Here is a 12,452-nt window from a genome sequence, read left to right on the forward strand (position 1 = left end):
TTCGCGGTGCGGCTGGACAGGCCGAGCAGGCCGGACAGGCCATCTGTCAGTGGAACCGCTGAAAATGGCGGAAAGCTGTCCGCTCTTCCCTCACCGCGGCATAACGTCGAACACGGCCGGAGACCCCGTGCCGCGGCGTTACGGCACATCACCTTCTACGTCACGCAACGGCGCGCGACAGGAGTCAGAGGACAATGCAGACCAAGCTGGACGAAGCCAAGGCCGAGCTGCTCGCGCGGGCCGCCCGGATCGCTGAGAACAGCCCGGTCGGGGGGCGCCTACCGAGCGGTGCACCGACCGGGAAGACGAGCGGGGCCACGCCGGACCAGGACACGGCTCTCGCGTTCCTCCAGCGCTACTACCTGCACACCGCCCCCGAGGACCTGGCCGACCGCGACCCGGTCGACGTCTTCGGAGCCGCCTTCTCCCACTACCGGCTCGCCGAGAACCGCCCCCAGGGGACGGCGAACGTGCGGGTCCACACCCCGACGGTCGAGGAGAACGGCTGGACGTGCAGCCACTCCGTCGTCGAGGTGGTCACCGACGACATGCCCTTCCTCGTCGACTCCGTCACCAATGAGCTGTCCCGGCAGGGCCGCGGCATCCACGTCGTGATCCACCCGCAGGTCGTGGTGCGCCGTGACCTGACCGGAAAGCTCCTGGAGGTGCTGAGCCCCGAGGCCGGTGCCGAGCTGCCGCACGACGCGCTCGTCGAGTCGTGGATCCACGTCGAGATGGACCGCGAGACCGACCGCGCCGACCTGAAGCAGATCGCCGCCGATCTGCTGCGGATCCTCAGCGACGTACGGGAGACCGTCGAGGACTGGGAGAAGATGCGTGACGCCGCGCTGCGCATCGCCGACGAGCTGCCCGCCGAGCCCACCGCGGGCGACCTGCCCGACCAGGAGGTCGAGGAGGCCCGCGAGCTGCTGCGCTGGCTCGCCGACAACCACTTCACGTTCCTCGGCTTCCGTGAGTACAACCTCACGGAGAACGACTCCCTCGCCGCCGTCCCCGGCACCGGCCTCGGCATCCTGCGCGCCGACCCGCAGCACGACGGCGACGACCACCACCCGGTGAGTCCGTCCTTCAACCGGCTGCCCGCCGACGCGCGCGCGAAGGCCCGTGAGCACCGCCTCCTGGTGCTGACCAAGGCCAACAGCCGGGCCACCGTCCACCGGCCGTCCTACCTCGACTACGTCGGCGTGAAGAAGTTCGACGCCGAGGGGAACGTCGTCGGTGAGCGGCGCTTCCTCGGGCTCTTCTCGTCCGCCGCGTACACCGAGTCCGTGCGCCGCGTCCCCGTCATCCGCCGCAAGGTGGCGGAGGTGCTCAAGGGCGCCGGTTTCTCGGCCAACAGCCACGACGGGCGCGACCTGCTCCAGATCCTGGAGACCTACCCGCGCGACGAGCTCTTCCAGACGCCCGCCGACGAGCTCCGCTCCATCGTGACGAGCGTGCTCTACCTCCAGGAGCGGCGTCGGCTGCGGCTGTACCTGCGCAAGGACGAGTACGGGCGCTACTACTCGGCGCTGGTCTACCTGCCCCGCGACCGCTACACCACCGGCGTCCGCCTGCGGATCATCGACATCCTCAAGGAGGAGCTGAACGGCGCCAGCGTCGACTTCACCGCCTGGAACACGGAGTCGATCCTCTCCCGCATCCACTTCGTGGTGCGCGTTCCCAAGGGCGCCGAGGTCCCCGACCTCTCCGACGCCGACACCGAGCGCATCGAGGGGCGGCTCGTCGACGCCGCCCGCTCCTGGGCCGACGGCTTCGCGGAGGCGCTGACCGCCGAGTGCGGCGAGGAGCGCGCCGCCGAGCTGCTGCGCCAGTACGGGGGCGCCTTCCCCGAGGGGTACAAGGCCGACCACACGCCGCGCGCCGCCGTCGCCGACCTCCAGCACCTGGAGCAGCTCTCCCAGGGCGACAAGGACTTCGCGCTCTCCCTGTACGAGCCGGTGGGCGCCGCCCCCGGCGAGCGGCGTTTCAAGATCTACCGCGCGGGCGGCCAGGTCTCGCTCTCCGCGGTCCTGCCGGTGCTCCAGCGCCTCGGCGTCGAGGTCACCGACGAGCGTCCGTACGAACTGCGCTGCACGGACCGTACGAACGCGTGGATCTACGACTTCGGGCTGCGCCTGCCCAAGTCGCAGAACGGCAACGGCGACTACCTCGGCGACGACGGCCGTGAGCGCTTCCAGGAGGCCTTCGCCGCCGCCTGGACCGGTGAGGCCGAGGTCGACGGGTTCAACTCGCTGGTGCTGCGGGCCGGTCTCAACTGGCGTCAGGCGATGGTGCTCCGGGCCTACGCGAAGTACCTGCGCCAGGCCGGTGCGACGTTCAGCCAGGACTACATGGAGGACACCCTCCGCAACAACGTCCACACCACCCGGCTGCTCGTCTCGCTCTTCGAGGCGCGCATGTCGCCGGACCGCCAGCGCGCCGGGACCGAGCTGACCGACGGGCTCCTGGAGGAGCTGGACGGCGCCCTGGACCAGGTCGCGTCCCTGGACGAGGACCGCATCCTGCGGTCCTTCCTCACCGTCATCAAGGCGACGCTGCGCACCAATTTCTTCCAGGAGTCGGCGGGCGGCAAGCCGCACAGCTACGTCTCCATGAAGTTCGACCCGCAGGCCATCCCCGACCTGCCCGCGCCCCGTCCCGCGTACGAGATCTGGGTGTACTCGCCCCGTGTCGAGGGCGTCCACCTGCGCTTCGGCAAGGTCGCGCGCGGCGGTCTGCGCTGGTCCGACCGGAAGGAAGACTTCCGCACCGAGATCCTGGGTCTCGTGAAGGCGCAGATGGTGAAGAACACCGTCATCGTGCCCGTCGGCGCCAAGGGCGGCTTCGTCGCCAAGCAGCTGCCCGACCCGTCGGTGGACCGTGACGCGTGGCTGGCGGAGGGCGTCGCCTGCTACAAGACGTTCATCTCCGCGCTGCTCGACATCACCGACAACCTGGTGGCGGGCGAGGTCGTGCCCCCGGCGGACGTCGTCCGGCACGACGAGGACGACACCTACCTCGTCGTCGCGGCCGACAAGGGCACGGCGACGTTCTCCGACATCGCCAACCAGGTCGCCGAGTCGTACAACTTCTGGCTGGGCGACGCCTTCGCCTCCGGCGGCAGCGCCGGGTACGACCACAAGGGCATGGGCATCACCGCCCGCGGCGCCTGGGAGTCCGTGAAGCGGCACTTCCGCGAGCTCGGCTGCGACACCCAGTCCGAGGACTTCACGGTCGTCGGCGTCGGCGACATGAGCGGCGACGTGTTCGGCAACGGAATGCTGCTCTCCGAGCACATCCGTCTCGTCGCGGCCTTCGACCACCGGCACATCTTCATCGACCCCAAGCCGGACGCCGCGACCTCGTACGCCGAGCGCCGCCGCCTCTTCGAGCTGCCGCGCTCCTCCTGGGCCGACTACGACAAGGAGCTGCTCTCCGCGGGCGGCGGGATCTTCCCGCGCAGCGCCAAGGCGATCCAGCTCAACGCCCAGATCCGCGAGGCACTCGGCATCGAGGGCAAGATCGCCAAGATGACCCCGGCCGACCTGATGAAGACCATCCTCCAGGCGCCGGTCGACCTGCTGTGGAACGGCGGCATCGGTACGTACGTGAAGTCGTCCGCCGAGTCGAACGCGGACGTCGGCGACAAGGCCAACGACGCGATCCGCGTGGACGGCCAGGACCTGCGCGTCAAGGTCGTCGGTGAGGGCGGCAACCTCGGTCTGACCCAGCTGGGCCGCATCGAGTTCGCGCGCTCCGGCGGCCGCATCAACACCGACGCCATCGACAACAGCGCGGGCGTGGACACCTCCGACCACGAGGTGAACATCAAGATCCTGCTCAACGCGGTCGTCGCCAACGGCGACATGACGGTCAAGCAGCGCAACAAGCTGCTCGCCGAGATGACCGACGAGGTCGGGCACCTGGTCCTGCGCAACAACTACGCGCAGAACACCGCCCTGGCCAACGCCGTCTTCCAGTCGTCGTCCCTGCTCCACGCCCACCAGCGCTTCATGCGCAGGCTCGGCAAGCAGGGCCACCTCGACCGCGGCCTGGAGTTCCTGCCCAACGACCGGCAGATCCGCGAGCTGCTCAACTCCGGGCGCGGCCTCTCCCAGCCCGAACTCGCCGTGCTCCTCGCCTACACGAAGATCACGGCCGCGGACGAGCTGATCCAGACGACGCTGCCCGACGACCCGTACCTGCAGCGCCTGCTGCACGCGTACTTCCCGAAGGCGCTGCACGAGAGGTTCCCCGAGCAGGTCGACGGCCACGCGCTGCGCCGCGAGATCGTCACCACGGTCCTCGTCAACGACACGGTCAACAGCGGCGGCTCGACCTTCCTGCACCGCCTGCGGGAGGAGACCGGCGCCTCGCTGGAGGAGATCGTGCGGGCGCAGCTGGCCGCCCGTGAGATCTTCGGCCTCAGCGAGGTGTGGGACGCGGTCGAGGCGCTCGACAACGTCGTCGCCGCCGACGTCCAGACCCGGATCCGGCTGCACTCGCGCCGGCTCGTCGAGCGCGGCTCGCGCTGGCTGCTCAACAACCGTCCGCAGCCGCTCCAGCTCGCCGAGACCATCGGCTTCTTCGGCAAGGGCGTCACGGAGGTCTGGGAGGAGCTCCCGCAGCTGCTCCGCGGCTCCGACCTGGAGTGGTACGAGGGCATCCGCGACGAGCTGACCGGGGCGGGCGTGCCGGAGGAGCTGGCGCGTCGCGTCGCCGGGTTCTCGTCGGCCTTCCCGGCGCTCGACATCGTCGCGGTCGCCGACCGGACCGGCAAGGAGCCGATGGCGGTCGCCGAGGTCTACTACGACCTCGCCGACCGGCTCCGCATCACGCAGCTCATGGACCGCATCATCGAGCTGCCGCGGGCCGACCGCTGGCAGTCGATGGCGCGCGCCTCCATCCGCGAGGACCTGTACGCGGCGCACGCGGCGCTGACGGCGGACGTCCTCGCGGCGGGCAACGGCCAGTCCACGCCGGAGCAGCGCTTCAAGGCGTGGGAGGAGAAGAACGCGCCGATCCTGAGCCGGGCGCGGTCGACGCTGGAGGAGATCCAGAGCTCGGACTCGTTCGATCTGGCGAACCTGTCGGTGGCCATGCGGACGATGCGGACGCTTCTGCGCACGCATTCGTAGTTCCGCGGCGGTACGTGTACAGGGGCGCCCCGGGCCTTGTCGGCTCGGGGCGCCCCTGTGTGTGCCCCGGAGTGCCCGGTGGGCGGAATGGTTGCTTCCGTGGCGCGGAACGGGTGATGAGATTCGCCATACCCCATCAATTCAGACATTTGGTCTAAGGTGGGTGAGATTGTCTGATGACGGTGCAGGCGCACGGAACGTAGGGAAGGTCGCGGTACAGCGATGACGGAAGCCATTCTGCTGGTCGGCGGGCAGGGCACCCGGCTGCGGCCGGTCACGGTCCACACGCCGAAGCCGATGGTCCCGACGGCAGGTGTCCCCTTCCTCGCGCACCAGCTCGCCCGCCTCGCCGCCGCCGGCGTCGACCACGTCGTGATGGCCACGTGCTACCTCGCCGAGGTCTTCGAACCGTACTTCGGCGACGGGGCGGCGTACGGCCTGGAGCTGGAGTACGTCGTCGAGGACGAGCCCCTCGGCACGGGCGGCGCCATCCGCAACGCGGCGGCGCGGCTGCGGTGCGGGGGCGGGGCGGACGCCGGTCGGAGCCGTGGGGGTGACGAACCCGTCCTCGTGTTCAACGGGGACATCCTCAGCGGCCTCGACATCCGCGACCTGGTCGACACGCACGTGCGCCGGAACGCCGACGTCACGCTCCATCTCGCCCGCGTCGACGACCCCCGCGCCTTCGGGCTCGTGCCCACCGACGACGACGGTCGTGTCCTCGCGTTCACCGAGAAGCCGACGACGCCCGAAGAGATCGTCACGGACCAGATCAACGCGGGGGCGTACGTCTTCCGCAGGTCCGTGATCGACGAGATCCCGCGGGGGCGCGCGGTGTCGGTGGAGCGGGAGACCTTCCCGGCGCTGCTCGCGCGGGGAGCGTATCTGCACGGGAAGGTCGAGAACGCGTACTGGCTGGACCTCGGGCGCCCCGAGGCCCTCGTCCAGGCCTCGGCCGATCTCGTACGCGGGGTCATCGACTCGCCCGCGCTGCCCGGGGAGCGGGGGGAGTCCCTGGTCCTGCCCGGCGCGGAGGTCGCCGCGGACGCCGTGCTCGCCGCGGGGACCGTCGTCGGCGCGGGTGCCCGGATCGGGGCGGGGGCGGTCGTGCACGGCTCGGTCGTGCTCGACGGAGCGGAGGTCGGCGCCGGAGCCGACGTCCGGCAGAGCCTGGTCGGCGCGGGCGCCCGCGTCGGCCGTCGCACCGTTCTGCACGGCGCGGTCGTGGGGGACGGTGCGCGGGTGGGCGCCGACAACGAACTGCGGACCGGGGCGCGGGTGTGGTGCGATGCGGTGCTGCCGGATGCGGCGGTGCGGTTCTCGCCCGATGTGCCGGGCGGGCCTTGTACGGGCGTCGTGCAGGGTGAGTCTCGTGCCGACGCCGTGCCGGGCAGGTCTCGTGCGGGCGTCGTGTCGAGTGGGTCTGATACCGGTGCTGTGCCGAGTGAGTCGCGTTCCGGCGTCGTGTCGGGCGGGGCTCGTGCGGGCGTCGTGCAGGGTGAGTCTCGTGCCGACGCCGTGCCGGGCGGGTCTCGTGCGGGCGTTGTGTCGAGTGGGTCTGATGTCGGCGCTGTGCCGAGTGAGTCGCGTTCCGGCGCTGTGCCGGGCGGGTCTCGTTCCGGTGCCGTGCCGGACGGGGCTCGTGCCGATGCCGTGCCGGGTGGGGCTGCTACCGGTGCTGTGTCGAGTGAGTCTCCTACCGGCGTCGTGCCGACTGGTTGCCGTATCACCGAAGGGCTTGTGCAGTGACTGTGAACCCTCCCCAGAACGACCTGTCCGAGAGCCTTGCCGCCCGGCTGCCCGAGGCGTGGGCCGCGACGCCGCTGACCGTCGTCATGCCCACGTACAACGAAGCGGGCAACCTGCCCGGCATGGCCGAGGCTCTCATGGCGCTCCCCCTGCCCGGCCTGCGCCTCCTCGTCGTCGACGACTCCAGCCCCGACGGCACCGGGCAGATCGCCGAACGCTTCGCCGAGCGGTACGGCGGCGCCCGCATGAGCGTCCTGCACCGCACCGAGAAGGACGGCCTCGGCCGGGCCTACGCCGCCGGTATGGCGCAGGCCGTCGCCGAGGGCGCGCACTACGTCCTCCAGATGGACGCCGACGGCAGCCACCCCGTGGAGAAGGTCGCCGAGCTGCTCGGCGTCGCCCTCGCCACGGACGCGGGCGTCGTCATCGGCAGCCGGTACGTCGAGGGCGGCACGCTCTCCGAGGCGTGGGGCGCGCACCGCAAACTGCTCTCGCGCTGGGCCAACGCCTACGCGGGCACGATCCTCGGCACCCGCGTCCGCGACATCACCGGCGGCTTCAACCTGTGGCGCGCCGACGCGCTGCGCGCGATCGACCTCGCGTCCGTGGACAGCGCGGGGTACAGCTTCCAGGTCGAGATGAAGTACCGCGCGCTGCGGCGCGGCTTCGACGTCATGGAGGTACCGATCCACTTCGAGGACCGCACGGTCGGCGAGTCGAAGATGAGCCTGATGGTGCAACTGGAGTCGGTGGTCATGCCGTGGAAGCTGCGGCTTGACGCGAGTACGCGTGGCCGCGGGGCGGGGGTGCGCGGATGAGCCCGTCGACCCTGCACGAGGAGGCGCCACAGGCCGCGCCGTCGGCCGCGCCGCCGGCCCCCAGGGCGCCCGACTCCGTTCCGGCGTCGTCCGCCTCGGCGTCCGCACCCCGCCTCACCGTCGCCCGCCTGCGCAGGCTGTCCCTGGAACTCGTGAAGTTCGGCGTCGTCGGCGGCAGCGGCGTGGCAGTGAACCTCGTGGTGTTCAACCTCCTGCTGCACGGCATGTCCTCGGGCCCGATGACGGCGACGGTGCTGGCCAGCTGTGTCGCCATGGGCACGAACTACCTGGGCTTCCGCTTCTTCGCGTACCGCGACCGCGCCTCGCGTACGAAGCGTCAGATCGCCCTCTTCTTCGCCTTCAGCGGGATCGGCGTGGCGATGGAGAGCCTGCTGTTCTACGCGGCGTACCACGGCGCGGGCATGAGCGGACCGCTCGGCTCGAACATCGCCAAGGCGCTGTCGATCGTCCTCGCCTCGGCGTTCCGCTTCCTCGTCTACCGGACGTGGGTCTTCCAGCACGATGCGCGTCACGATGCGCGTCGCCACTAAACACGATGCGCGTCGCCACTAAACCGGTCATACGCCGGGCCGCCTGGGCGCCGGCGGCCCTCGTCCTCGCCCTGCTCGTCCTCGCCCTGCTCCTTCTCGTGATCGTCCGCCTGCCCTGGGCGGGCGACCTCGGCGTCCACGCGGCGACGATCGAGCGCCTGCGCCACCACCTGGCCGACCCGGGCAACCCCCTGGTCGACGCGGACACCCCGAGCCCGTACTACTCCCCGTGGATGCTGCTGCTCGGCTGCCTGGCCAAGGTGACCGGGCTCGGCACGTTCGTGGTGCTGCGGGTCGCCGCGCTGGTGGGACTCGGCTTGCTGGTGACGGGAGTCGTCCATCTTGTACGCACGTTCACCGCGCGGCGGGCCGCGCCGCCTCTGGCGTCGCTCTGCCTGGTCCTGCTCTGGGGTCCGGCGCTGTTCAACTGGAGCGGATTCCCGGGGCTCAACTCCCTTGCTCTGACGATCTCCTACCCCAGTACGTTCGCGCTGGGGCTGTCCTTCCACTTCTGGGCGCTGCTGCGGAAGGCGCTGCGAGGGAGCGGGGGCGGGTGGCCGGTCTTCCTGGGGCTCGGTCTGCTCTGGGCGGTGATTCTCCTCAGCCACCAGTTCACGGGGGTCGTGGCGTCGTTCGGCGGCCTGGCGATGGTCCTCGGGGCGCGTCCTTGGCCGTCGAGGGCGCTGCTGCTGCGGATGGCGGGCGGGCTGGCAGCGGGGTTCGCGGTGCTGGCGATCTGGCCGTACTACTCCTTCTTCGGCCTCTTCGGAGCGGGTGGCCTGGAGCAGATCCACCGCTCCCTCTACCGGGACCTGCTGCCGCACTTCGGCCTGGCGTTGCTGGGTGTGGCGGCGTTGGGGCTGCGATGGCGCAGAGATCGCCGGGACCCGCTGGTCCTCTTCTTCCTCCTGGGCGCGGCGGTGTTCGCGGCGGGCGGCCTGACCGGCCACTACTCGTGGGGCAGGGTGCTGCCGGCGGCCCTGATCCCGGCGCAGCTTGCGGCGGCTCTTGAGGTCTTCGAGGCGGGGCGCGTGACGGGGCGCGTGACGGTGCGGCGTGCCTTCGCGGGTGTGCTGGGCGTGGCGCTGCTGGTCGGCGCGTGGACGCAGGCGGGGACGCTCGGCTATGTGGTGCCGAAGGGTTTCCTGCCCGGGCCGGTCGCCGCCAAGTACAAGCCTCCGTGGCCCGGCTACGACTGGCTTGCCCCGAAGGTGGGGTACGGCGACGTGGTGATGGCCAAGACCTTCCCGTCCCGCCAGATCCCGGCGTACGGCCCCTACACCGTCGCCCCCGGCTACCCGGACTTCTTCCTGCCGGACCAGGAGGAGCGGGTGGACGCGATGCGGGACTACTTCGCACCGGGCACGTCGCGGGCGGAACGGCTGGACATCCTGCGGAGGTACGGGGTGCGGTGGGTCGTGGAGTATCCGGGGGACGGGGGGCTGTGGGCGGACGACGCCGCGCTGCGGCGGGTGGCTACGGGGCCGAGGGGACAGGTTCTGTATGAGGTGCTGGGCTGAGGCTGCGGTGTTCGCCCTGAGGTCAAGGGCGTTGAGGCCTACCATCGGAGTTCAGCAGCTTGCAGCTTGAGCAACCCATTGGGGCGATCGTGAGCAACTGGGCCGACCTGACGACCGGTAAGCGCATCAAGCATCTGCGGGGCACCGATCTGACGCAGCAGGGGCTCGCCGAGGCGGCGGGGCTGTCTCTTGCGTTGGTGCAGAAGGCTGAGCAGGACCGCGGGGAGTTGTCCATCGGCTCGCTGCTCAAGCTGGCACATGCGCTCAGCACGGACGTGTCCGTCATCCTTGGGCAGCAGGCCCCGAGGCGGGCGACGAACCAGGACACCCGGGCGGCCCTGCGTCGCCTTTCCGACGCAGTGCACGACAGTGCTCTCGGAGACTGGGACGGCATCGAGGACCCGAGCTCCCTCACCGAGCTGTCGGCAGCCCATGAGCGCGTATGCGTCTCCTATTGGCGGGGCGCGTACGGGGAGTTGAGCGAACTCATCACGAAGGTCCTGCTGGAGGGAAGCGTCAGGTACGGGCAGGCCACGGGCGAAGAACGCGAAAGGCTGGGGTCGGTCCTCGCCGGCACGTACCAGTTCGCCTCGTCGGCGGCGATCCTGCTCGGCCAGCGTGACCTCGCCCTGAGCGCGCTGACCTCCGCGCGGCGCCTGGCGGAGGAGTCCGGCGACTCCGTGCAGGTCGCGCTCATCGAGTCGACGTTGTCGTGGATCTATTTGCGCAGCGCGAAGGTGTCCAGGGCGATCACGGTGGCGGAGCGCGCGGCACTTCGTATCGAGCCGTCGTTCAGCAAGGCGTCCAGTCCGCAACTGCTCGGGTACGGACGGCTGATGATCTCCGCGGCGGTGGCGGCGTCGCGCAAGGGAGACCCGGTCGCGGCGGACGACTACCTCTCCCAGGCCCATGCGGCCGCCGCGCGGCTCGGGCGTGACGTGACGCTGCACGGCACGCACTTCGGTCCGACCGCGGCGAGTACGGAGGCGGTGGGAATCGCCGTGGCACTCGGGAACCATGGCAAAGCACTGGCTCTGGCGGCACGCACTGACCTCCCCCGCACCATGCCCAAACTCGCCCGCAACCGGTACAAGCTCGACGTCGCCCTGGCCCAGTGCGCGGTCGGCCTGCACGACCAGGCGGCGGACACCCTCATCGAAGTGGCGCTCGACGCCCCCGAGTGGGTCAGGCACCAGGCGCTGCCCGGCGTCATCGGCAAGCGGCTCGCGAAGGTGTCGACGGCGCGGGTTCGTAACATCGGCGAACTCATCGGGATGCCGCTCATCGCGTAGGTCGTACGGAGCGTAGGAGCCGGGGCGAGGCAACCCCCACTGGTCGGACGCCCCGTCTCTTCACTATGAGTGATCGAACCGACACGATATCCGCATGGTCGGCAGTGAACGTGATCAGGGGCAGGAGCCGCGTGCGGCTCGTCGTACGAGGGGCAGCTGAGGCGACGGCAGGGCCTCGCCGACGCGTCGGCGGGCGTCACGCCGGGCGAGACCGGCGTACCGGCCGCGGTCGCACGTATAGAGCGGTTCCGCTGTGTGATCTACCTGTCCGGCGCCGCCGGGGCGGATATCGCCGCCCCGCGCAGGGAATGCACGGAGTGCGCCACCGCCTTCGGCTGGGAGATCACGGACGTGATCGAGGAGCACGTCGGGTTGTTGCCACCGCATGGGCGTGCGGGGCTGGGGCAAGCCTTGGATCGGATCAAGGCGGCCGAGGCGGGAGCGGTGCTCACGGCGGGGCGGTCGATGATCTCGCCTGTCGCGCAGGAGTACGACGAGGTCGCCCGCGCGATCGAGAAGGCGGGAGGTTTCCTGCACGTCAGGGACTCGGCGCGCGGCGCGGAGGGGGCGAGGCGGTGACTCGCCGTGTGTTCCGCTACGTCCCGTTCGTCATCGAGCAGGACCGGACGGCCGAGCCGGAGTACGAGGCGCGGTGTGTGTCCGGTGACGAGAGCGAGTGCGGAGCGGAGTCCGGCCCGCACGGTGCGCCGGGACCGGTCGAGGAGTGGCAGCGGCTGCACATGCAACGGTCGGGACATCGGCGCTACCGCCGGAACTTCGGCGACTACGCGGTGCTGCGCCCCTCGGGAGAGTGGGCCGGTCCCCCGATGCCCCAGGATGACGGGTGACCTTTCAACCGGCCGTCGCGCGCCCGTGGCGCGACGCGTGGCCGCTCGTCGCGCAGGTCGATGACGGCAACTCGTGGGTGTCCGGAACCTGTTGGCTGTACTGCCGACGCGAAGACGTACGTGTTCTGTGGGTCGGCTCCGTACACACCCCCGGAGCAACGGGCGACGTGTACGGGTGCGGCCCATGCCTCGCGGAGCTCGACCACATGGTGCGCGTTCAGGCGCACGGCCGCGACAGGAAGACGATCGAGGAGGAGCAGCGCAAGCACTGACCCCAGGTACAGGGACAAGGGCGCGGAGCCCGTGGGCGCTGCGACGGCTGGTCCCGTTGCGCAACGGATCGCCCTCTCCCTGTCAGTACGCGGGCATCGACCCCGTCACCCAGACCGGTCGGTGGGTCGGGGGTGACGGTGTGAAGAGGTCGGCCGAACTCGGCAAACACGGGACGTCGGTCAACACCTACCCGCCCACGCAGGTCGGCAAGGACGGCAGGATGGACGCCGACTCCGGTCATGACGCCACCCAGGATTAGG

At 70.6% G+C, this 12,452-nt stretch carries 9 protein-coding genes and 1 pseudogene; all 10 read left to right on the forward strand.

Annotated features, from left to right (window positions below):
- Positions 1-194 precede the first annotated feature (194 nt).
- The 10 genes and pseudogenes from AC07DO_RS00110 (at position 195) to tgmA (ending at position 12,451) form a co-directional block, all read left to right on the forward strand.
- Entirely contained in the window at positions 195-5,141 is a 4,947-nt protein-coding gene (locus AC07DO_RS00110) for an NAD-glutamate dehydrogenase (protein ID WP_479055957.1), read from the forward strand.
- Between the two features lie 222 nt (positions 5,142-5,363).
- Positions 5,364-6,470, forward strand: a pseudogene (manB, locus tag AC07DO_RS00115) (mannose-1-phosphate guanylyltransferase); the annotation flags it as partial.
- A gap of 422 nt (positions 6,471-6,892) precedes the next feature.
- Positions 6,893-7,708 carry a polyprenol monophosphomannose synthase gene (locus AC07DO_RS00120; protein WP_479057472.1) on the forward strand — a complete coding sequence of 272 codons (816 nt, stop codon included), beginning with the start codon at positions 6,893-6,895 and terminating at the stop codon, positions 7,706-7,708.
- Complete coding sequence (locus AC07DO_RS00125; protein ID WP_479055958.1) at positions 7,705-8,259, forward strand: GtrA family protein; 555 nt, start codon at positions 7,705-7,707, stop codon at positions 8,257-8,259. Before AC07DO_RS00120 ends, AC07DO_RS00125 begins: the two co-directional genes overlap by 4 nt.
- A 5-nt stretch (positions 8,260-8,264) precedes the next feature.
- Positions 8,265-9,779 carry a hypothetical protein gene (locus AC07DO_RS00130; protein WP_479055959.1) on the forward strand — a complete coding sequence of 505 codons (1,515 nt, stop codon included), beginning with the start codon at positions 8,265-8,267 and terminating at the stop codon, positions 9,777-9,779.
- 89 nt (positions 9,780-9,868) lie between these two features.
- Complete coding sequence (locus AC07DO_RS00135; RefSeq protein ID WP_479055960.1) at positions 9,869-11,071, forward strand: helix-turn-helix domain-containing protein; 1,203 nt, start codon at positions 9,869-9,871, stop codon at positions 11,069-11,071.
- A 255-nt stretch (positions 11,072-11,326) separates the two neighbouring features.
- Positions 11,327-11,650, forward strand: coding sequence for a hypothetical protein (locus tag AC07DO_RS00140; protein ID WP_479055961.1), 324 nt, complete (start codon positions 11,327-11,329; stop codon positions 11,648-11,650).
- Positions 11,647-11,919 carry a DUF7848 domain-containing protein gene (locus AC07DO_RS00145; protein WP_479055963.1) on the forward strand — a complete coding sequence of 91 codons (273 nt, stop codon included), beginning with the start codon at positions 11,647-11,649 and terminating at the stop codon, positions 11,917-11,919. The genes AC07DO_RS00140 and AC07DO_RS00145 overlap by 4 nt, the downstream gene beginning before the upstream one ends.
- On the forward strand, positions 11,916-12,191 hold the full coding sequence (locus AC07DO_RS00150) for a hypothetical protein (protein WP_479057552.1): 276 nt from the start codon (positions 11,916-11,918) through the stop codon (positions 12,189-12,191). The genes AC07DO_RS00145 and AC07DO_RS00150 overlap by 4 nt, the downstream gene beginning before the upstream one ends.
- A complete protein-coding gene (gene tgmA / locus AC07DO_RS00155) occupies positions 12,104-12,451 on the forward strand; it encodes a putative ATP-grasp-modified RiPP (RefSeq protein WP_479055965.1) in 348 nt (115 codons plus the stop codon). Before AC07DO_RS00150 ends, tgmA begins: the two co-directional genes overlap by 88 nt.
- Position 12,452 lies beyond the last annotated feature (1 nt).

The organism is Streptomyces sp. NPDC045678, from assembly GCF_056432085.1.